This is a genomic window from Streptomyces radicis, from assembly GCF_003626575.1.
Lineage (GTDB): Bacteria > Actinomycetota > Actinomycetes > Streptomycetales > Streptomycetaceae > Streptomyces > Streptomyces radicis.
In genome coordinates this window covers 125,461-146,990 of record NZ_RBDY01000008.1, presented here as the reverse complement: position 1 = coordinate 146,990, position 21,530 = coordinate 125,461, and the positions used below count along the sequence as shown (strand labels likewise).

Sequence of the window (21,530 nt, the reverse complement as noted above, 5' to 3'; positions counted from 1 at the left end):
CGGAACTCATCGGCCGGTCCGCGACTCCTCCGCGCCGTCGTCGAGCGCGGCGTCGGGCGCGGCGTCGAGCGCGGCCAGGGTGGCGCGGACGGCCGCGACGCCAGGGTGGGCGAGCGCCTCGCCCAGGCGCAGGGCGGAGCGCAGCGTGGCCTCGCCCTCCGCGCGCCGCCCGGCGTCCAGTTGGGCCCCGCCCAGCTTGATGAGCGTGTTCACCTCGTAGACCTGCTCCTGCCCGCGGCGCCACCGCAGCGAGCGCTCGTAGTACTCGATGGCCCGCTCGGGTTCGCCCAGGCCCTGGTAGGCGAACCCGATGCTGTCGAGGGCCGCGGACTCGCCCAGGGGGTCGCCGAGCTCGCGGTGGATGGCGTACGCGGCCTCGCAGTGCTCGAGCGTGGCGCGGTACTCCCCGCGGCGCGCCCGGCACCAGCCGACGTTGTTGAGCGAGCGCGCCTCGCCCGCCCGGTGGCCGAGGGCGCGGTACAGCGCGAGCGCCTCCTCGTTGAACGCGACCGCCGCGTCCAGGGCCGCGGGGTCGTCCTCGGCGGTGGCGCGCTCGTCGGCCATGACGCCGAGCAGCGACAGGACGCCCGCCTGGTCGGCGCCGCTGCCCAGCGCGCGGAAGACGTCGCCCGCGGCCTCGAGCTCCGCGCGCGCCTCGTCGAACGCGCCGAGGCGCAGCTGGGCCTGGCCCAGGCCGAAGCGGGCGTGCGCGGCGGCGGCCGGGTGGTGGGGCAGCCGCAGGGCGGCGGCCAGGGCGACGCGGTGCACCTCGGCCTGCTCCAGGGTGAGGCCCTGCTGGAAGAGGAACGACCGTATGGCGCGGGCCAGTTGCCACGCGTGGGTGTCGTGGCCGCCCTGCTCGGCCTGCCGCACGGCGGCCACGAGCGCGCGGCGCTGCCCCCTGAACCAGTCGAGCGCGTCCGCGCGGTCGCCGAGCCGCACGGGGACGACGCCGGGCCGCGGCGGGGGCGGCGGGACCTCGACGCGGTAGTGCCAGTTGATCAGCTGGTCGCCCCGGAACGCGCCCGACAGGTAGTGGTCGAACAGCCGGTGCAGCGCCTCGGCGCGCTCGGGCTCCGGGTCGTGCGCCAGGCTGAGCTCGTGCGCGTACGCCCACAGCAGGTCGTGCCAGCCGTACCGGTCAGGGGCGCGCTCGGTGACGAGGTGGGCGCGGGTCAGCTCGGTCAGCAGCCGACCGGCCTCGCCCGGCGCGATCCCGGCGAGGCTGGCCACCGCGTCGGAGCCGATGTCTTCGGCCTCCACCAGGCCGAGCAGCCGCAGCAGCCGCGCGGCGCCCGGGCTCAGCGCCCGGTAGGACCAGGACAGCACGGTGCGCACGTCGGCGTTGGCCTCGCCGCCGTCGAACACGTCGAGGTCGCGCGGTGACCCGCCGAGCCCCGTGGTGAGCGCGGCGAGCGGGAACCCGGGGCGGGCGCCGGTCCGCGCGGCGGCGATGGCGAGCGCGAGCGGCAGGCCGCCGCAGCGGCGCACGATGTCGTCGACGGTGTCGGGGGCGGCGGCCAGCCTGGCCGGGTCGAGCCTGCGGGCCAGCAGCTCGCGGGCCTGCGCGTCGGAGAACAGGCCGACGGGCAGCCTTCGCGCGCCCTCGGACGCGACGAGGCCCGTCAGCTCGTTCCTGCTGGTGACCAGGACGAGGCTGCCGGGGGCGTTGGGCAGCAGCGGGCGGACCTGGTCGGAGTCGCGGGCGTTGTCCAGCACGACAAGCACCCGGCGACCCGCCAACACGCTGCGGTAGAGGGCCACTTGGCCGTCGAAGCCCGCGGGGACGCGGTCCCGTGGCACCGGGAGCGCCTCGAGGAACAGCCGGATCGCCTCGGCCGGGGTCATCGCGGCGTCGCTCGGCCCGAAGCCGCGCAGGTCGACGTGGAGTTGGCCGTCGGGGAAGGCGTCGCGCGCGCGGTGCGCCCAGTGGACGGCCAGGGTGGTCTTGCCGACCCCGGCGGGCCCGGTGAGCACGCAGATCGGCATCGCGCCCGCCCCTTCGCCGCCCGCCCCTTCGCCGTCCCGCGCGGGCAGCAGCGCCTGGAGGGCGGCCTGCTCGGGGCGTTCGACGCACCCGTCGGTGTCGCGCGGCAGCTGGCGCGGCACCTCGGCGGGGGGCGGCGCGGTGGGGGGCGCGGGGGCGGAGGCGGGCGCGGGCTCCTCGCCCCTGAGCGCGGCCTGGTGGAGGCGCTGGAGGTCATCGCCCGGCTCGATGCCCAGCTCGTCGGCGAACGCCCGCCGCACCCGCCGGAACAGCGCGAGCGCCTCGGCGCGCCGCCCCGCGCGGTGGAGCGCGGTCAGCAGGTGCCCGACCAGGCCCTCGCGCAGCGGGTCGGCGGCGACCAGCGGGGTGAGCTCGGCGACCACGTCCTGGTGGCGGCCCGCGGCCAGGTCGAGGGTGGCCAACCGCTCGACGGCGGCGAGGCGTTCGTCCTCAAGACCCGGGCCGGTGACCTCGGGCAGCCAGCCGCCCGCCACGTCGGCGAGCGCGGGGCCGCGCCACAGGCCGAGCGCGGTGCGCAGCAGGTCGCCCGCCTCGTCGGGGTCGCCGTCCCTGGTGGCGCGCACGAGCGCGCGGAAGCGGTGCAGGTCGACGCGCGACTCGTCGACGGCCAGGCTGTAGCCCTGCCTCGACGTGGTGAGCACGGCGCCGTCGGCGAACGGGGCGAGCAGCCGCCGCAGCCGGTAGACCTGCCCGTGCACGGCGTTGCGCGCGGTGGTCGGGGGCTCGGTGCCCCACAGCGCGGTGACCAGCCGGTCGACGGGGACGACGCGCCCCGGCTCGAGCAGCAGCATCGCGAGCACCGTGCGCTGCTGGGCGGTCGAAGGGCCGAGGCGCCTCTCCCCCTGCCACACGCCGACCACCCCGAGCAGCCTGAACTCCACCCCGTTCACGACCCCACCCCTGATCTTTCCCGTCCGGCCCCCCGATCGGTCCCCCGCTCGCCACAGACTAATCAATCGCCACCGCTCGCTCGGTGGCCCGAGCCTGTTCAGCGGCCCGAGCGGCCGTCAACGCGCCGGTGGGGCGGTGGCGGCGAGCGGGAGGGCGCGCAGCAGCAGGACCGAACGGGCGGGAACGGTGAGGGTGTCGCCGCCGCGGTGCACGGTGCCCGGCGGGGCGTCCTGGTCCTCGCGCGAGGTGTCGACGAGCAGGGAGTAGGCGTCGGCCCACGGCTGGGCGGGCAGCGGGAACCGGAGGGGCTCGGCGCCCGCGTGCAGGACCGCGAGGAAGCTGTCGTCGGTGACGGGCCGCCCCTTGGCGTCGCGCTGCGGGATGTCGCGGCCCGAGAGGAACATCCCGAGCGTCGCGCTCGGGGTGTACCAGTCCTTCTCCGTCATCTCCCGGCCCTCGGCGGTGAACCAGCCCAGATCCCTTATGCCCTCGGGCCCTTGGCGGCGGCCGGAGAAGAACGCGCGGCGGCGCAGCACCGGATGCTCGCCGCGCATCCGGATCAGGCGGCGGGTCAGGTCGAGGAGCGGGCGCCAGGCGGGGTCGTCGCGCAGGGACCAGTCGATCCAGCTGATGTCGTTGTCCTGGCAGTAGGCGTTGTTGTTGCCGCCCTGGGTGCGGCCCATCTCGTCGCCCGCGACCAGCATGGGGACGCCGGTGGACAGCAGCAGGGTGGTCAGCATGTTGCGCAGCTGGCGGCGGCGCAGGGCGGCCACCCCCGGGTCGTCGGTCTCGCCCTCGGCGCCGCAGTTCCATGAGCGGTTGTCGTTGCTGCCGTCGCGGTTGTCCTCGCCGTTGGCCTCGTTGTGCTTGTGCTCGTAGGAGACCAGGTCGCGCAGGGTGAAGCCGTCGTGCGCTGTGATGAAGTTGACGGAGGCGTAGGGGCGTCGGCCGCCCCAGGCGTAGAGGTCGCTGGAGCCCGAGAGCCGGTAGCCGAGGTCGCGGACGTCGGGCAGCGCGGAGCGCCAGTAGTCGCGGACGGTGTCGCGGTAACGGTCGTTCCACTCGGTCCACAGCGGCGGGAACGCGCCCACCTGGTACCCGCCCGAGCCGACGTCCCACGGCTCGGCGATCAGCTTGGCGCGGCGCAGCACCGGGTCCTGGGCGATGACGGCGAGGAAGGGGGAGAGCATGTCGACGTCGTGGAACGAGCGGGCGAGCGCGGCGGCGAGGTCGAAGCGGAAGCCGTCCACGCCCATCTCGGTCACCCAGTAGCGCAGCGAGTCGGTGATGAGCCGCAGCGCCTGGGGCTGGACGACGTGCAGGGTGTTGCCGCAGCCCGTGTAGTCGGCGTAACGCCTGGGGTCATCGGCGAGCCGGTAGTAGCCGGGGTTGGCGATGCCGCGCAGGGAGAGGGTGGGGCCGAGCTCGCTGGCCTCGGCGGTGTGGTTGTAGACGACGTCGAGGATGACCTCGATGCCCGCGGCGTGCAGCGCGCGGACCATCCGCTTGAACTCGCCGACCTGCTGACCCCGGGTGCCGGAGGCGCTGTAGGCGGCGTGCGGGGCGAAGTACCCGATGGAGTTGTAGCCCCAGTAGTCGCGCAGGCCACGGCGCAGCAGGTGGTCCTCGTGCGCGAACTGGTGCACGGGCAGCAGCTCGACGGCGGTGACGCCGAGCCCCGTCAGGTGCTCGATGGCGGCGGGGTGGCCCAACCCGGCGTAGGTGCCGCGCAGTTCGGGCGGGATGGCGGGGTGGCGCGTGGTGAAGCCGCGGACGTGGAGCTCGTAGATGATCGAGTCGGCCCAGGGCGTCTTGGGCCTGATGTCGTCCACCCAGGTCTCGGTGTCGTGGACGACGACGCCCTTGGGGACGAACGGCGCGGAGTCGCGGTCGTCGCGGACGGTGTCGGCGATGTCCTGCCGGGGATGGTCGCGCTGGTGCCCGTAGACCTCGGCGGGCAGTCGGCCGTAGTCGCCGTCGACGGCCTTGGCGTAGGGGTCGAGCAGCAGCTTCGCGGGGTTCCAGCGGGCGCCCGAGGCGGGGTCCCAGCGGCCGTGGACCCGGTATCCGTAGCGCTGTCCCGGGCGGATGCCGGGCACGAATCCGTGGAAGATCTCATGGGTGAGCTCATCGAGGGAGCACCGGGTCTCGTGTCCTTCGTCGTCGAAGAGGCACAGCTCCACCGCGTCGGCGCCGCCGGCCCACAGGGCGAAGTTGGTGCCCTCGACCCCGTCGGGACCCGTGCGGAAGCGAGCGCCGAGCGGCTGCGGACGGCCGGGCCAGACATCGGTCTTCACGCGCTCGGTCGGCTGGGACACGTATGCCCTCCCATGGTCGCTCGCCCTGATCCTGCCCGGTGGCAGGGCCGCCCTCACGCGCGGTCGGCCGCCGGACCCCGGATCCCTAAGGCATTCAACCAGCTCTGCCGCGAATGGGGCGTTTTGTCGGACCGCCCCTGGCGCGCCCGCTCCCCGGCGCGGCGCCGAACTGCGACGGAACGGTGACAATCGGCGGGGAGCCGGGGCTCGTTGCGATGTGATGATATTGCCGCGCCGGGGCCCGAGGGGGTCCCGAGGGGGAGAGGGCGATCGTGCGGACGCGACCGGTCCCGGTGCTGGTGGGCACCCTGATGCTGCTGCTCGCGACGGCGTGCAGCGGGAGCGGTGAGGAGGAGCCGGAGGGCGGATCGCCTTCGGCCACCGAGGCCCCCGCGGTCGAGATAGCCATCGCGCCGGGGGACGGCGCCACCGACGTGGCCACCTCGGGCGAGCTGCGGGTCAGCGCCGAGCACGGCACGCTCACCGGCGTCTCGGTCACCGACGCCGACGGCGCCGAGGTGCCGGGCGAGCTGACCGAGGACGCGACCGGCTGGGAGCCCGACGAGCACCTGGCCAACGACACGGCCTACACCGTCACCGCGGTCGGCGAGAACGCCGAGGGCCGGGAGGCCACCGCCGGGTCCGGCTTCACCACCGTGGCCGCCGACGAGACGTTCACCACCAACTGGAACATCTCCGACGGCGCCACCGTCGGCGTCGGGATGGTCCTGTCGCTGACGTTCGACACCCCCATCGAGGACACCGCCGCCGTGCGCGACGCCGTGCGGATCACCGCCGACTCGGGCGCCGAGGTGCGCGGGCACTGGTTCGGCACCCAGCGGCTCGACTTCAGGCCCGAGGAGTACTGGGAGGCGGGCACCGAGGTCGAGGTGAGCTTCCGCGTCCGCGGCGTCGAGGGCGCGCCAGGCGTCTACGGCACCCTCCGCGAGGACCTGACCTTCACCGTCGGGCGCTCCCAGGTCACCACCGTGGACGCGGCGGCCAAGGAGATGCGCGTCGTGCGCGACGGCGAGGAGCTGCGGACCGTGCCGGTCACCACGGGCGCCGAGGCCACGCCCACGTGGAACGGCAGGATGGTCATCACCGAGAAGCACCGCGAGACCCGCATGGACGGCGCCACGGTCGGCTTCGGCGGCGAGTACGACATCCCCGACGTGCCGCACGCGATGCGGCTGAGCACGTCGGGGACGTTCATCCACGGCAACTACTGGGCCAGCTCGGACACGTTCGGCCGCGACAACGTCAGCCACGGCTGCGTCGGCCTCGACGACACCAGGGGCGCGGGCGACCCCGACACGCCCGCCGCGTGGTTCTACGACAACTCGATCATCGGCGACGTCGTCGAGGTCATCAACTCAGAGGACGACGTCATCGCCCCCGACAACGGCCTCAACGGCTGGAACATGCCCTGGGACGAGTGGGGCGCGGGGCAGTGACGAAGGAAGGACCGGCGGGAAGGACCGGCGAACGACCGGGCCCGCGCCGGGAGATGCCAGGGGCGGGCTGGCTAGCCTGACCCTCATGACGCCTGATCGCACGACGACCGTGCACCTGGAGGTGGCGGAGGACGGGGTCGGCACCATCCGCCTCGACCGCCCGCCGATGAACGCGCTCGACATCGCCACACAGGACCGGCTGCGCGAGCTGGCCGCCGAGATCACCGCCCGCGACGACGTGCGGGCGGTGGTCGTCAGGGGCGGCGAGAAGGCGTTCGCGGCGGGCGCGGACATCAAGGAGATGCGCGCCATGGACCACACGGCCATGGTCGCCCGCGCGCGGGGCCTCCAGGACGCGTTCAGCGCCGTGGCCGCCATCCCCAAGCCGGTCGTGGCGGCCGTCACCGGCTACGCCCTGGGCGGCGGCTGCGAGTTGGCCCTCTGCGCTGATGTGCGATTCGCGGCCGACGACGCCAAGCTGGGCCAGCCCGAGATCCTGCTCGGCCTGATCCCCGGCGCGGGCGGCACCCAGCGGCTGCCCCGGCTGATCGGGCCGAGCCGCGCCAAGGACCTCATCTTCACCGGGCGCACGGTCGGCGCCGACGAGGCGCTGGCCATCGGCCTGGTGGACCGCGTGCTCCCGGCGGGCGAGGTCTTCGCCGAGGCCCACGCCTGGGCCGCCCGCCTCGCCGCGGGCCCCGCGACCGCGCTGCGCGCGGCGAAAGAGGCGGTCGACACCGGCGTCGAGACGGACCTCACGACCGGTCTCGCCGTCGAACGCGCCTGGTTCGCCCAGCTGTTCGCGACCGAGGACCGCGCGTACGGCATGCGCAGCTTTGTGGAGGAGGGCCCGGGAAAGGCCCGTTTCTGGCCCAGGGACTGACGCTGCCCTCGGCATATGTGGGCGACCACACCAGGAACAGTCACCCCACGAGAGGCGGTTACCCCGGAACCGACCACGCGCGGGGCATATGCACGCCATGATGGGGGGCATGTCAGCAGCGGCGGACGCCCCCCTGCGGGATGTCGTGGAAAGGGCGGAGGACGCGCTGTCCCGCGATCCCTCCGCCGGTGAGATCCGCCTCCCCTCCCAGCCCAGCTCGGCGCGCATCGCCAGGAGACTGACCGAACGGCAGCTCAAGCAGCGGTGGATGCTGCCGCCCGAGCTGGCGGAGGACGCGGTGCTCCTGGTCTCCGAGCTCGTGGGGAACGCCGTGCGGCACGCCGGCGCCCCGGTCTTCGGGCTGCGGATCCGGCGCCGAAGAGGATGGATCCGCGTCGAGGTCCGCGACCCCTCGCGCGCGCTCCCGTGCCAGCTGCCCGTCCGCGACATGGACGTCACCAGCGGCAGGGGCCTCTTCCTCGTGGACACCCTGGCCGACCGGTGGGGCGTCGACCTGCTGCCGCACGGCAAGTGCACGTGGTTCGAGATGCGGATCGCCTGCCGGGCACCCCACGCCTGAGCGCCCGCCGGGCCGATGTCCTACGGTCTGCGGCCCCTGGTCGCGCGGCGCCGCCGGTCGTTGCACAACAGGCAGCGGCCCCAGCCGGGCGGCAGCGGGTCATCGGGGTCGCCGTGGAGCGGGTCGACCGCACCGCGCGGGTGCTCGCGGCAGCCGGTCGCCCCTGGCCCGTCGCTCAGGGACCGCGCCGAGGCGAGCGCCCTGCGGAGCGCGTCCACCAGGACCTCGGCCTGCTCACCCGTGGGCGGCTCCTGGTCGAAGGCGATGTCGGTCGCGGTCCGCAGGGCCGCCTGCACGTCCCGCAGCTCTGACTGCTGAGTCATGCGCGCCAGCGTAGAACGCCCCACCGACAGTGCCCACCGGTCCTGCCCCGACCGTGCCCCGTGACGGTGGCATACGACGCGGGTCCTACGCCCAAAAACCCGTGGGAACTGTCAGACGCGGATCGTACGCTCGATCCGATGTCTGCCTCAGCCGATCCCCCAGCGTCCCCTGCCCGAAAACGTTCCGTCGTCCGCTCCCTCCTCCGGCTGTGGCCCTATGTGCGCCCCGTCAGGGCGCGCGTCTTCGGCGCCGCTGGCGTGGCCGTCGTCGCCGCCTCCATGAGCCTGGTCATGCCCCTGGTCCTCAAGTGGATCGTCGACGGGCCCGTCGCCGAAGGCGACACCGCCGGGGTGTGGCTCGGGGGCGGCGTCCTCCTCCTCGTCGGCGTGCTCGAGGCCCTGCTGTTCGGGCTGCGCCGCTGGCTGGTCGCCCGCCCGCTCGCCGGGGTCGAGGCGGGCATGCGCGCCGCGCTCTACCGCCATGTGCAGCGCCTCCCGGTCACCTTCCACGACCGCTGGCCCACCGGGCAGCTGCTCTCCCGCGGCACGGGAGACCTCCAGCTGCTGCGGATGTTCCTGGCGTTCGGACTGACGTTCCTCATCGTCAACAGCGCCACGATCCTCATCGGCTTCGGCGTGCTCGTCGCCCAGGACTGGCTGCTCGGCCTGGTGCTGATCGTCCCCGTCATCCCGCTGATCGGGATGTGCTGGCTCTTCGAGGTCAAGTTCTCGGTCGTGGCCCGCCGCGCCCAGGACCAGATGGGCGACCTCACCACCGTGGTCGAGGAGTCCATCCTCGGCATCCGCGTCATCAAGGGCTTCGGCAGGCACCGCAGCCAGGCGCGGGCGTTCAGGGCGCTCTCCCGCGAGCTGATGGACACCGAGATCCACAAGGCCAGGCTGCTGGCCGCGATCTGGCTGGTCATCCTGGCCCTGCCCGAGCTGTTCCTCGGCGTCGCGCTGGTCCTTGGCGTCGGCCAGGTCGCCGACGGCACGCTCACCGCGGGCACGCTCGTGGCGTTCATGACGACGGCCATGGCGCTGCGCTGGCCGGTCGAGTCGATCGGCTTCCTGCTGGCCCTGTGCAACGAGGCGGCCACCGCGACCGACCGCTTCTTCGAGGTCATGGACGGCAAGGTCCCGCCCGAGACCGCCCGCGAGAAGGGCCCGGACGACGGGGACGCCCCCGACGGTCTTGTGTTCGAGAACGTCGTCTTCCGCTTTCCCGACGCCCCACCCGACTCCCCTCCCGTGCTCGACGGCGTCGACCTCCATATCCGCCCCGGCGAGACCCTGGCCCTGGTCGGCGGCACGGGCAGCGGCAAGACCACCCTGATCGGCCTGGTGCCCCGCCTCCACGAGGTCACCTCGGGCCGCATCCTGCTCGACGGCACCGACATCGCCACCCTGCCCCGCCGCGAGGTCCGCGCCCGCGTGGCCCTCGCGTTCGAGGAGCCGACGCTGTTCTCGGCCTCCGTCGAGGAGAACGTCCTGATGGGCGCCGACGACGCGGGCCCCGGTGACCTCGACCGCGCCCTGCGCGTCGGCCAGGCCGACGGCTTCGTGGCGGCCCTGCCCCAGGGCCCGCTGACCGAGGTCGGCGAGCAGGGGCTCAGCCTCTCGGGCGGCCAGCGCCAGCGGCTCGCCCTGGCCCGCGCGGTCGTCGGCCGCCCCGGCTTCCTCGTCCTCGACGACCCGCTCTCCGCGCTCGACGTGCACACCGAGGCCCGCGTCGAGGCGGCGCTGCGCGAGGTGCTCGCCGACACGACGGCGCTGGTCATCGCGCACCGCCCGTCCACCGTGCAGCTGGCCGACCGGGTCGCGCTGCTCTCCGGGGGGCGCATCGCGGCCGTCGGCACCCACGCCGAGCTGCTGCACTCCAACGACGAGTACCGGCACCTGATGACCGGCGAGCGGACGGAGGTTCCCGCGTCATGACGACCACCGTTCCCGAGAAGCACGAACAGGCGGCGCCAGAGCCCGGCGACGAGCACATCCCGGGGGCCGCGTCCGACCCGTTCGCCCAGGACACCCTGCCCGCCCCGCGCGACGCCTCGCGCACGCTGCTGTTCTCGCTGCTGCGCCCGCACCGCGCGCGGGTGGCGCTCGGCGCCGCGCTGCTGCTGACCCAGCAGGCGGCCGTGCAGGCGGTGCCACTGCTGGTGGCATACGCGATCGACAGCGGCGTGCCCGCCGTCCGCGACGACGACCACGGCCCGCTGGTCGCGGTGGCCGTGGCGTATCTGGTGTGCGCGCTGGGCGCCGGGCTCCTCCAGTACACGTTCATCCGGGTCGCCGCCCGGATCAACCAGAGCATCCTGCTCGAGCTGCGCGGCCGGATCTACCGCCACGCGCAGGCCCTCAGCCTCGACTTCCACGACCGGTACACCTCGGGCCGCCTGATCTCACGCTCCACGAGCGACGTCCAGTCGCTGCGCGAGCTGCTGAACGAAGGCCTTCAGGAGATGCTCATCATCCTGGTCTCGATCGTGTACATCGGCGGGCTGCTGTTCTACCTGGACGTGGGCCTCGGCGGCGCCGCGCTGCTGTCGTTCATCCCGCTCTACCTCCTCGTGCGGAACTACCGGCGGCGCTCGGCCCGGCGCTTCAGCGAGCGGTCGTCGGCGATCGCCGCGGTCATCGTCAAGTTCTCTGAGACGCTCAACGGGATCCGCCCGGTCAAGGCGTTCCGCAGGGAGCGGGCCAACGACGCGGCGTTCGACCGGCTCAACGCCCGGCACGAGCGGGTCAACGGCGACACCATCCTGGAGATGGCCCGCTTCGTGACGATCTCCCGGCTGATCGCCAGCTTCGCGACCGCGGGCATCGTGCTGTGGGGCGCGCACCGCGTGACCTCGGGCGACATGGAGCTCGGCGCGCTCGCGGCGGGCGCGCTCTACATCCGGCGCCTGTACGACCCGCTCGACCGCTTCGCGATGATCCTGAACAACTACCAGTCCGCCGTCGCCTCGCTCGACAAGATCTCGGGCCTGCTCTCCCAGCGGCCCGACGTGCCCGAGCCCGAGCGGCCCGTCGAGCTGCCGCCGCGCGCCGACGGACGCCCGGGCCGCGAGGTGGTCTTCGACCGGGTGCGGTTCGCGTACCGGACGGGCGGCGAGGTGCTGCCGACGTTCGACCTGACGATCCCCGCCGGGCAGACGACCGCGCTCGTGGGCGCGACGGGCGCGGGCAAGTCCACGCTGGCCAAGCTGCTCGCGCGGTTCTACGACCCGACCGAGGGCCGGGTGCTGCTCGACGGCACCGACCTGCGGGAGCTGAGCACCGCCGAGCTGCGGCGCGGCGTCGTGATGGTGACGCAGGAGGCGTTCCTCTTCTCCGGCACCGTCGCCGAGAACATCGCGATCGGCAAGCCGGACGCCACCCCCGACGAGATCGAACGGGCGGCCAAGGCGATCGGGGCGCACGACTTCATCGCGTCGCTCCCCGACGGGTACGAGACGGACGTCCGCAAGCGCGGCGGCCGGATCTCGGCGGGGCAGCGGCAGCTGGTGGCGTTCGCCCGCGTGCTGCTCGCCGACCCCGCGGTGGTGCTGCTCGACGAGGCCACCAGCTCGCTTGACATCCCGGGCGAGAAGGCGGTGCAGGAGGCGATGGAGACGGTGCTGCGCGGCAGGACGGCCGTGCTGATCGCGCACCGGCTCTCCACGGTCGAGATCGCCGACCGGGTCCTGGTGATGGAGTCGGGTCGGCTCGTCGAGGACGGCCCGCCCGCCGAGCTCATCGCGGGGACAGGGCGCTTCTCCGACCTGCACAGGGCCTGGCGCGACAGCCTCGCCTGAGGCACCCGCCCGCGGCATGCGCGAGCCCCCGCCACCGGGTCGGCGGCGGGGGCTCGTCGCGTCGGGTCAACGGAAGAGGACGCCCGACGACTCGACCAGCTCGCCGTCCGGCAGGGCCATGAGACCCAGCTCGGCCCGGTGCGCCAGCAGCGGATGGGACGGCAGCACGCGCACGGTGTAGCCGAAGGGGCCGGGGCGGTGCAGCGTCAGCTCGCCCGTGAACGTCCAGCGGCCCTCGAGATCCGGCCCCCCGTCCGGCTTGAGCTGCGTGTACCCGGGGTCGGCGAGCGTGTCGTCGCTGTCCACACGCCCGGTGACCGCCTGCACCTCCACCGCGCCCGGGTCGAGATCGCCCAGCGCGACGCGCACCTTGAGCGAGACGGTGCCGCCCAGCGTCGGCGCCTCGGTGCCGGGCTCCACATGCTCGACGGCGACCCGCGGCCACGCCTCCCGCACGCGCCGCGCGTACGCGGCCAGCTCGCCCGCCGCCTCGGCCGTCATCGCGCGGTGCGACGCGGCGGCGGGCGCGTAGAACCCGGTGACGTACTCGCGCAGCATCCGGTCGGCCAGCACCCGGGGGCCGAGGCGGTCGAGGGTGGCCCTGACCATCTCGAGCCAACGGATGGGCAGCCCGCCCCTGCCCACGCCCCGGTCGTAGAAGCACGGGCCGACCTGCTCGTCGAGCAGCGTGTAGAGCGCGGCGGCCTCGATCGCGTCGCGGCGGTCGGGCTCCTCGGCCGCGAGCCCGTCGGCCGTGGGGATCTCCCAGCCGAAGTCGGGGTCGAACCACTCGTCCCACCAGCCGTCGCGCACCGAGAGGTTGAGGCAGCCGTTGAGCGCGGCCTTCATGCCCGAGGTGCCGCACGCCTCGAGGGGGCGCAGGGGGTTGTTGAGCCAGACGTCACAGCCCGCGTACAGGGAGCGCGCCATGGCCATGCCGTAGTCGGGCAGGAAGACGATGCGGCGGCGGATCGCGGGGTCGTCGGCGAAGCGGACCAGCTCCTGGATGAGCCGCTTCCCGCCGTCGTCGGCCGGGTGCGCCTTGCCCGCCACCACGATCTGCACGGGGCGCTCGGGGTGCAGCAGCAGGCCGCGCAGCCGCTCGCGGTCGTGCAGCATCAGCGTGAGCCGCTTGTAGGAGGGGACGCGGCGCGCGAAGCCGATCGTGAGCACGTCGGGGTCGAGGACGTCGTCCACCCAGCCGAGCTCGGCCTGGCCCGCGCCGCGCTGCCGCCACGCCGCGCGCAGCCGGGCGCGCACCTCGTGCACCAGCTGCTCGCGCAGGGTGCGCCGCAGGTCCCACAGCTCGGCGTCGGTCAGGGTGGCGGCGCGGGCGCGGAGCATGGCGTCGGCCGTCCAGGTGGGCGCGTGGACGCCGTTGGTCACGGCCCCGATGGGCGCCTCCTCGGCGTCGAACCCCGGCCAGAGCCACGCGAACATGCCGCGGCTCACCTGGCCGTGCAGCACCGAGACGCCGTTGGCGCGCTGGGCGGTGCGCAGGCCGAGGACCGCCATGTTGAACTGCGCGGGCGCGCCCTCCTCCGTGGTCTCCCTGCCGAGGGCGAGCAGCGCCTCGGTGCCGAGCGTCGCGAGCTCGGCGCTCTCGCCGAAGTGGCGGGCCACCAGCTCCTCGGGGAAGCGGTCGATGCCCGCGGGCACCGGGGTGTGCGTCGTGAAGACGGTCCCGGCGCGCACGGCCCGCAGGGCGGCGTCGAAGTCCACGCCGCGCTCCCCCAGCTCCCTGATGCGCTCGGGCCCGAGGAACCCGGCGTGCCCCTCGTTCATGTGGCACACCTCGGGCTCGGCGTGCCCGGTGATGCGGCAGTAGGCGCGGACGGCGCGCATGCCGCCGATGCCGAGCAGCATCTCCTGGAGCAGCCGGTGCTCGCCGCCCCCGCCGTAGAGGCGGTCGGTGACGTCGCGTTCGGCGGGGCCGTTCTCGGGGTGGTCGGAGTCGAGCAGCAGCAGCGGGACGCGGCCCACCCGCACCTGCCAGATCTGCGCGGTCAACGCGCGCCCGCCGGGCAGCGCGAGCTGCACCAGCGTGCGCGAGCCGTCGGCCTCCGTGAGGGGGGCGAGCGGCAGCTCGTGGGGGTCGAGGACGGGGTAGTGCTCCTGCTGCCAGCCGTCGGCCGACAGGCTCTGCCTGAAGTAGCCGTGGCGGTAGAGGAGGCCGACGCCGATCAGCGGGACACCCAGGTCGCTGGCCGCCTTGAGGTGGTCACCGGCCAGGATGCCCAGGCCACCCGAGTACTGCGGAAGGGCCGCGGTGATGCCGAACTCGGGCGAGAAGTAGGCGATGCAGCGCGGCAGTTCGCCGCCCGCCCTGGTGTCGGCCTGCTGGTACCAGCGGGGCTCGGTCAGGTAGTCGCGCAGGTCGCCGATCGCCACGCCGAGGCGGCGCAGGAAGCCGCGGTCGGCGGCCAGCGTGGCCAGCCGGTCGGCGGAGACGGAGGCGAGCAGCCGCACGGGGTCCTCACGGGCGGCCGCCCAGTCGTCGGGGGCCACGGAGCGCAGCAGCTCACGGGTCTCGGGGTGCCAGGACCAGCGGAGGTTGAACGCCAGCTCCTGAAGGGGACGGAGGGGGTCGGGAAGGACGGGGCGCACGGAGAAACGACGGATGGCCTTCACGTTCCCGACCGTAGCCGTGCCCCGAGGGCGGCACCGGTGGATCCCGGCCGATTCGGCGGGAATGCCACCGCGAAACCACCCCCGGGGACTATGCCCTTGCCTGGCCCTTGCCTGGCCCTTGCCGGGCACGACCGGCCGGGCCCGGGCCGCGCTCGGCTCGGTCCCCCGGACTGCGTCCGGGTGCCGCGTCCCGGGCTTCGCCCGGAACGGACGGGGCCCAAGGGCCCGGGGGCACACCGCGCCCGGCGCCGTGAGGCCGTTCTCCGGGATCACCCGGTCAGGGTGTCGTGCTCTCCTTCTCCCCCCGCTCCCCCTTCTCCCGCTGGGCCGCCGCGTCGGCGGGGACCTCGGCGGGGACCTCGGCGGCCGGGGTCTCGGCGCCCAGCAGCTTGGGGGCCAGCTCCCGCACCGGCTCGAGGGTGCCGTCGGCGATCTCGGCGGCGAAGTGGCAGGCCACCCGGTGGCCGCCGCCGATGTCGGTCAGCGCGGGGCGCTCGGTGTCGCAGCGCTCCGCCTGCCGCCACGGGCAGCGGGTGTGGAAGCGGCAGCCGGTCGGCGGATTCGCCGGGGACGGCAGGTCGCCGCGGAGCAGGATCCGCTCGCGGCTGTCCTCCAGGTCGGGGTCGGGCACGGGCACGGCCGACATCAGCGCGCGCGTGTACGGGTGGCGCGGCTCGGCGTAGAGGACGTCGCTCGGCGCCTCCTCGACCAGCTGCCCCAGGTACATCACGCCGATGACGTCCGAGATGTGCCGGACCACGGCCAGGTCGTGGGCGATGACCACATAGGTCAGGCCGAGCGAGTCCTGGAGCTCCTCGAGGAGGTTGAGCACCTGGGCCTGGATCGACACGTCGAGCGCGGAGACCGGCTCGTCGCAGATGATCAGGTCGGGCTCGAGGACCAGCGCGCGGGCGATGCCGATGCGCTGGCGCTGGCCGCCGGAGAACTCGTGCGGGTAACGGGACAGGGCCGTGGCGGGCAGGCCCACGCGCTCCAGGATCTCCAGGATGCGGGTGCGGCGCTCCTCGCGATCGGCGCCGATGCCGTGCGCGGCCATGCCCTCGGCGAGGATCGACTCGATGTTCTGCCGGGGGTTGAGGCTGCCGAGCGGGTCCTGGAAAACCATCTGGAGGCGGCGGCGGGCCCGGCGCATCTCCTCGTCGGGCAGGGCCGCCAGGTCCGTGCCGTCGAAGACGACATGGCCCGCGGTGATGTCGTTGAGCCGCAGGATGGCCCGGCCGAGCGTCGTCTTGCCGCAGCCCGACTCGCCGACCAGGCCATAGGTCTGGCCCGCCGTCACGGAGAGCGAGACGCCGTCGACGGCGTAGACGTGGCCGACCGTGCGGTCGAACAGCACGCCGCGCTTGACGGGGAAGTGGACCTTGACGTCGTCCAGTTCGAGCAGGCTCACGCGGACGCCTCCTTCGTGGTGTCGGACTCCGTGTCGGCCCCGGCGTCGTCGGCGTCACCGGCGCCAGGGGCCTCGTTCAGCACGGGGTTGACGCAGCGGACCAGGTGGGCGGCGGGCTCGGCGCCCGGAAGGTCGGCGAGCGCGGGGGCGCCCTCGAGACACGCGAGGGTGTAGAAGTCGCAGCGGGGCGCGAACGCGCAGCCGTCGCCCCACGCGATCGTGTCGTTGATCGAGCCGCGGATGGGGTTGAGCGGCTCGCCGCGGGGCGAATCGAGCCGGGGGATCGAGCCGAGCAGGCCGTGCGCGTACGGGTGCGCGGGCGCGGCGAACAGCGGGCGCCGCCCCGCGGCCTCGACGACCTTGCCCGCGTAGAGCACGTTGACGTCGTCGCACAGCCCGGCGACCACGCCGAGGTCGTGGGTGATCATCAGCAGCGCGGTGCCCTGGTCGTCCACCAGCTCCTTGAGCAGCTCCAGGATCTGCGCCTGGATGGTGACGTCGAGGGCCGTCGTCGGCTCGTCGGCGATCAGCAGCCGGGGGGCGCACGCGACGGCCATCGCGATCAACGCGCGCTGGCGCATGCCGCCCGAGAGCTGGTGCGGATACTCGCGAAGGCGCCGCGTCGGGTCGGGTATGCCGACGCGTTCCAGCAGGTGGGCGGCCTGGTCGCGGGCGGCCTTGCCGCGCATCCCGCGGTGCCGGGCCAGGATCTCGGTGACCTGGACGCCGATGGGGACGACCGGGTTCAACGAGGACAGCGGGTCCTGGAAGATCATCGCGAGCTGGGGCCCGCGCAGGTCGCGCAGCGCGGAGCGGCCGAGGGTGAGCAGGTCGGTCGACCCACCGCCCTTGGTGCGGAACAGCGCGCGCCCGCCCACGCGCACGCCCCGCTTGGGCAGCAGGCCCATCAGCGCGAGCGACGTGACGCTCTTGCCGCAGCCGGACTCGCCGACCAGGCCGACGACCTGGCCCTCGTCCACGGAGAACGACACCCCGGAGACGGCGTTGACATCGCGCGTGCCACGCCCGGTGAAGGTGACCGTCAATTCGTCAACGGACAGCAGGGACATGGCGCATCAGCTCCGCAGTTTCGGGTCGAGTGCTTCCCGCATGGCCTCGCCGAGCAGGGTGAAGCCGAGGGCGGTGATGATGATGCCGAGCGCCGGGTAGACGGCCATCATGGGCGCCTGGTCGAAGAAGCGCTGCGCCTGCGCGAGCATGACGCCCCACTCGGGCTGGGCGGCGTCGGGGTTGCCGAGGCCCAGGTAGGACAGGGCCGCGGCCTCGATGATGGCGGTGGCCAGGGCCAGGGTGGTCTGGACGATCACCGGTCCCAGGGAGTTGGGCAGCACATGGCCGAGCACGATGCGCCGGCGGCGCACGCCGAGCGCGCGGGCGGCCAGGACGTAGTCGGCGCTCGCCTGGGCCAGCATGGAGCCGCGCAACAGCCGGGCGAAGATGGGGATCTGCACCACCCCGACCGCGATCATGACGGTGGTGAGGCTCTGCCCGAGAACGGCGGCGATGCTCACGGCGAGCAGCAGCGAGGGCAGCGCGAGCGCCATGTCGATGACGCGCATCAGCACGGTGTCGACGCGGCGGCCCGCCTTGCCGCCGAAGGCGAGGGCGGCGCCGGACAGGCCGCCGATCAGGACGCCGACGACAAAGCCGAGCAGGGTGGCGACGACGCCGACGAGCAGCGTCTGCCGGGCGCCGACGAGCATGCGGGAGAGTTGGTCGCGGCCGAGGTGGTCGAGGCCGAGCCAGTTGTCGCCGCGGGGGCCGACGAAGATCGACTGGTTGACGCGCACCTCGTCGCGCCAGAGCTGGGCGGTGGGGTCGTGGGGCGCGATCCAGGGCCCGATGACGGCCAGCACGATGAAGACGGCCATCACGCCGCCGCCGATGAGCGCCATCTTGCTGGAGCGCAGGCGGCGCAGCGCCTCCACCCACAGGCTGCCGCCGCTCGCGGTCTCCCTGCGGGCGGTCAGCTCGGCGAGGCGGTCGATCTTGTCCGCCTTGGACGTGGTCAGGTTGGTGGTCATCAGTTCACCCGCACCCTCGGGTCGATGAGGCTGTAGGCGAGGTCCACGAGCAGGTTGATGACGACATAGATGACCGCGATGAAGAGGATGAAGCCCATCAGCACCGGGTAGTCGCGGATGTCGATGGCCGTGCGGATGAACGAGCCGATCCCGTTGAACGAGAACACCGACTCGGTGAGCACCGCGCCCGAGAGCAGGCTGCCGGTGAGGAGGCCCACGGTGGTGATGACGGGCAGCAGGGCGTTGCGCATCACATGCCGCCCGCGCACCACCCGCTGCTTGAGGCCCTTGGACTCGGCGGTGCGGACGTAGTCCTCGCCGAGCACGTCGAGGACGCTGGCCCTGGTGATGCGGACGACGACGGCGAGCGGGATGGAGGCCAGGGCGACGCCGGGCAGGATCAGGTGCTCGAGGGCGTCCCACGAGGCGTCGAACTCGCCGGTCAGGATGCCGTCGAGCACGAAGAAGCCGGTGACCTCGGTGGCGTCGATGCCGGTGGACTGCCTGCCGACGCTCGGCAGCCAGCCGAGGTTGACGGCGAAGACCGCGCGGAGCAGGAAGGCGAGGAAGAAGACGGGGATGCACACGCCGACGAGGGAGGCGGAGACGGCGGTGACGTCGAGCCAGCCGCCCCGTCTGCGGGCGGCGAAGTAGCCGAGCGGGATGCCGACGACGACGGCGATGAGGATGCCGGTCACCGCGAGCTCGACGGTGGCGGGGAAGCGGAGGGTGAACTCCTCCCACACCGGCTGGCCCGTGCGCACGGAGTTGCCCAGGTCCAGCTGGACCAGCCGCTCCATCCAGCGGCCGTACTGGACCCACATCGGCTGGTCGAGGCCCAGGGCCTCCTCCATCTGCCGGCGGTCGGCCTCGGTGGCGCGCTCGCCGAGCAGCGCCGAGGCGGGACCACCGGGGAGCCGGTGGATCCAGAGGAACAGAAGCACCGTCAGGCCCAGCAGCGTTGGTATCAGCTGGAGCAGCCGGCGCACGATGAGACGGAGCACCGAAGGGCTCCCCTTTCTCTCTTACCCTGGGCGTTTCCTCGCGGTGCACGACCGCCCGGCCACGGGGTGCCGTGGCCGGGCGGATCGATCCAGGGCCTGCTCTTCAGCGGTTACTTGAAGGAGACCTCGGCGAAGTTCTCCTGCGTGAGCGGGGAGACCGTCGGCGGGTTCACATCGGCGGAGAAGGCGATGGACGGCGGCGAGCTGGAGATCGGCACGCCGGGCAGGAAGTCCATGACCGCCTCGTTGACCTGCTCGTAGAGGCCGACGCGGGTGGCCTCGTCGGGCTCGGTCTCGGCCTGCGACAGCAGGTCGAACAGCTCCTCGTTCTCGAAGCCCCACTCCTTCTGGTACCCGGCGAACCAGGTGCCGAGGAAGTTGAAGCCGTCGTTGAAGTCGCCGGTCCAGCCGAGCAGGTAGATGTTGCAGCCGCCGTCGCGGGTGGTCTCGGTGTAGTCCGGGTTCCACTTGAGCGGGACGGGGTTGACCGTGACGCCCACCTCTTCGAGGTCGGCGCGCAGCAGCTCGTAGATGTCGGCGGGGGCCGGCATGTAGGGCCGCGTGACCTCGGTCGGGTAGCAGAAGTCGAGCGTCAGGTCCTCTTCGCCCGCCTCGGCGAGCAGCTCACGGGCGAGGTCGGGGTCGTAGTCGTACGTCGTGACGTCCTCCGAGTACCCGGCCACCGTGTCCGGCATGAACTGCGTGGCCACGACGCCGCCCTCGGGCAGCTGGGCGTCCACGATGTTCTGGCGGTCGAGCGCGTGGGCCAGCGCCTGGCGGACCTCAAGGGTCTCCAAGGCGGGGTTGCTCTCCTGGGTGATGCCCAGGTAGAGGAGGTTGAAGACGCCGCGGACCGGGACCTGGAAGCCCTCGTCCTCGAGGGTGGTGACGTCCGCGGGCGCGACGAGGTCGTAGCCCTGGATGTCACCGGCCTGGAGCGCCTGGCGGCGGGCGCTCTCCTCGGGGATGGTCCTGAAGACCAGCTCGTCGACGCCTGCCTCGGTGTCACCCCAGTAGTCGTCGAACGCGGTGAGGGTGACCTCGCCGTTGCCCTTGTTCCAGTCGGTGACCTCGAACGGGCCCGAGCCCGCGACCGTGCCGGCCTCCTGGCTGTAGCCGGGGAAGGTGATGTTCTCGCCCTCGCCGCTGGCCTCGTCCTGCTCGTACGCCTCGATGGCGTCGGGCGAGTGGATCGCGAACGCCTGGAGCGAGAAGCCGCCCGGGTAGTTGGCGGAGGGCTCGGCCACCTCGATGACGGCGGTCAGCTCCTCGGGGGCGGAGCAGCCGACGTAGTTGGGGTCGGGCGTCTCCTCGCTCTCGTTCTGCGCGAAGCCGCCGAAGACCGTCTGCCAGTAGTAGGAGATGGTGGTGTTCTGGTAGGTGCCCGACCAGTTGTACCAGCGGTCGAAGTTCTGGCAGATGACCTCGGCGGTGAGCTCGGAGCCGTCGTGGAACGTGACGCCCTCCTCGAGCTCGAAGGTCCACTCGGTACCGGCCTCGTTGCTGCTCCAGGTGTGGGCGAGGCCACCGACCAGCTCGGTGCCGCCCGGCTCGTGGTCAAGAAGCGTCTCGAACGCCTGCCGGGTGACCCGGAACGTCTCGCCGTCGCTGGCGAGGGAGGGGTCGAGGGACGCGGGGTCGCCGGGGGCGCCGAAGACGAACGGCTGGCCGTCGTCCCCTGACTCCTCGTCGTCGCGCTCGCTGGCGCAGCCGGTCGCGATCAGCCCGATCGCGAGGACGGCCGCGAACATCTTCGCGGCCCGGGGTCTTGCTATGCGCATCGTCCACCTCAATGGGTCGGCGGTGGTAGGCGTTTCGGTGGACGGCACATTACTGCGCGGGTACATAGCTGTGAACCGCATACCGGACGGCGATACCGAGCTGAGACGTGCCCCATAAATAGGGATAGAACGCCCACTACCGGTCGCTCTCGCAATCTTTCCCCGAACCTTTCCCCGGCCCGCGCGCCCCCCGGCGTCCGGCGGCAACCAGCAGGTGAACACCCCCCACACGGCAGGAGGGTCGCCGATGCGATCCGGACATCGCAAACGAATCGGGCGCCGCAGAGGAACGCTGCTCGTCGCGGCGCTCGTGGCGCTGGCGGCGGCGGGCGGACCGGCCGCGCCCGGCGCCGCGTCCGCTGAGGAGACACCGGGCGCGGCGAGCGCGACGGACGCCG

General features: G+C 73.3%; 14 protein-coding genes. 5 read left to right on the top strand and 9 right to left on the bottom strand.

Annotation, left to right across the window (positions count from 1 at the left end; translation table 11 throughout):
- Positions 1–6 precede the first annotated feature (6 nt).
- Entirely contained in the window at positions 7–2,898 is a 2,892-nt protein-coding gene (locus tag D7318_RS13875; RefSeq protein ID WP_120697266.1) for an AfsR/SARP family transcriptional regulator, read from the bottom strand.
- Positions 2,899–3,015: 117 nt separating this feature from the next.
- On the bottom strand, positions 3,016–5,217 hold the full coding sequence (gene glgX / locus D7318_RS13870) for a glycogen debranching protein GlgX (protein ID WP_230423712.1): 2,202 nt from the start codon (positions 5,215–5,217) through the stop codon (positions 3,016–3,018).
- 311 nt (positions 5,218–5,528) lie between these two features.
- Here glgX and D7318_RS13865 point away from each other — a divergent pair, with 311 nt between their 5' ends.
- From D7318_RS13865 to D7318_RS13855, 3 genes are all read left to right on the top strand, one after another.
- On the top strand, positions 5,529–6,674 hold the full coding sequence (locus tag D7318_RS13865; RefSeq protein ID WP_120697345.1) for a L,D-transpeptidase: 1,146 nt from the start codon (positions 5,529–5,531) through the stop codon (positions 6,672–6,674).
- A gap of 85 nt (positions 6,675–6,759) precedes the next feature.
- A complete protein-coding gene (locus D7318_RS13860) occupies positions 6,760–7,557 on the top strand; it encodes an enoyl-CoA hydratase/isomerase family protein (RefSeq protein WP_120697264.1) in 798 nt (265 codons plus the stop codon).
- A 100-nt stretch (positions 7,558–7,657) separates the two neighbouring features.
- Entirely contained in the window at positions 7,658–8,137 is a 480-nt protein-coding gene (locus tag D7318_RS13855; protein WP_408055488.1) for an ATP-binding protein, read from the top strand.
- Positions 8,138–8,157: 20 nt separating this feature from the next.
- Here the strand turns inward: D7318_RS13855 and D7318_RS13850 are convergent, their stop codons facing one another.
- Positions 8,158–8,460, bottom strand: a complete 303-nt coding sequence (locus D7318_RS13850; protein WP_183091408.1) for a hypothetical protein — start codon at positions 8,458–8,460, stop codon at positions 8,158–8,160.
- A gap of 138 nt (positions 8,461–8,598) precedes the next feature.
- Here D7318_RS13850 and D7318_RS13845 point away from each other — a divergent pair, with 138 nt between their 5' ends.
- A complete protein-coding gene (locus tag D7318_RS13845; protein ID WP_120697262.1) occupies positions 8,599–10,398 on the top strand; it encodes an ABC transporter ATP-binding protein in 1,800 nt (599 codons plus the stop codon).
- Positions 10,395–12,260, top strand: a complete 1,866-nt coding sequence (locus D7318_RS13840) for an ABC transporter ATP-binding protein (RefSeq protein WP_120697261.1) — start codon at positions 10,395–10,397, stop codon at positions 12,258–12,260. Before D7318_RS13845 ends, D7318_RS13840 begins: the two co-directional genes overlap by 4 nt.
- A 66-nt stretch (positions 12,261–12,326) precedes the next feature.
- On the opposite strand, the gene glgP is transcribed toward D7318_RS13840, so the two are convergent.
- The 6 genes from glgP to D7318_RS13810 all read right to left on the bottom strand — a co-directional run bounded on the left by glgP (position 12,327) and on the right by D7318_RS13810 (position 21,132).
- Positions 12,327–14,891, bottom strand: a complete 2,565-nt coding sequence (glgP, locus tag D7318_RS13835) for an alpha-glucan family phosphorylase (RefSeq protein ID WP_120697260.1) — start codon at positions 14,889–14,891, stop codon at positions 12,327–12,329.
- 277 nt (positions 14,892–15,168) lie between these two features.
- Positions 15,169–16,302, bottom strand: a complete 1,134-nt coding sequence (locus tag D7318_RS13830; RefSeq protein ID WP_120697259.1) for an ABC transporter ATP-binding protein — start codon at positions 16,300–16,302, stop codon at positions 15,169–15,171.
- Positions 16,299–17,372 (bottom strand): ABC transporter ATP-binding protein, encoded by a 1,074-nt coding sequence (locus D7318_RS13825; protein WP_120697258.1) that lies wholly within the window; start codon positions 17,370–17,372, stop codon positions 16,299–16,301. Before D7318_RS13825 ends, D7318_RS13830 begins: the two co-directional genes overlap by 4 nt.
- Positions 17,373–17,378: 6 nt before the next feature.
- Complete coding sequence (locus D7318_RS13820) at positions 17,379–18,347, bottom strand: ABC transporter permease (protein ID WP_120697257.1); 969 nt, start codon at positions 18,345–18,347, stop codon at positions 17,379–17,381.
- Positions 18,347–19,351, bottom strand: coding sequence for an ABC transporter permease (locus tag D7318_RS13815; RefSeq protein ID WP_120697256.1), 1,005 nt, complete (start codon positions 19,349–19,351; stop codon positions 18,347–18,349). Before D7318_RS13815 ends, D7318_RS13820 begins: the two co-directional genes overlap by 1 nt.
- Before the next feature lie 110 nt (positions 19,352–19,461).
- Positions 19,462–21,132 carry an ABC transporter substrate-binding protein gene (locus tag D7318_RS13810; protein WP_120697255.1) on the bottom strand — a complete coding sequence of 557 codons (1,671 nt, stop codon included), beginning with the start codon at positions 21,130–21,132 and terminating at the stop codon, positions 19,462–19,464.
- Positions 21,133–21,530: the final 398 nt, after the last annotated feature.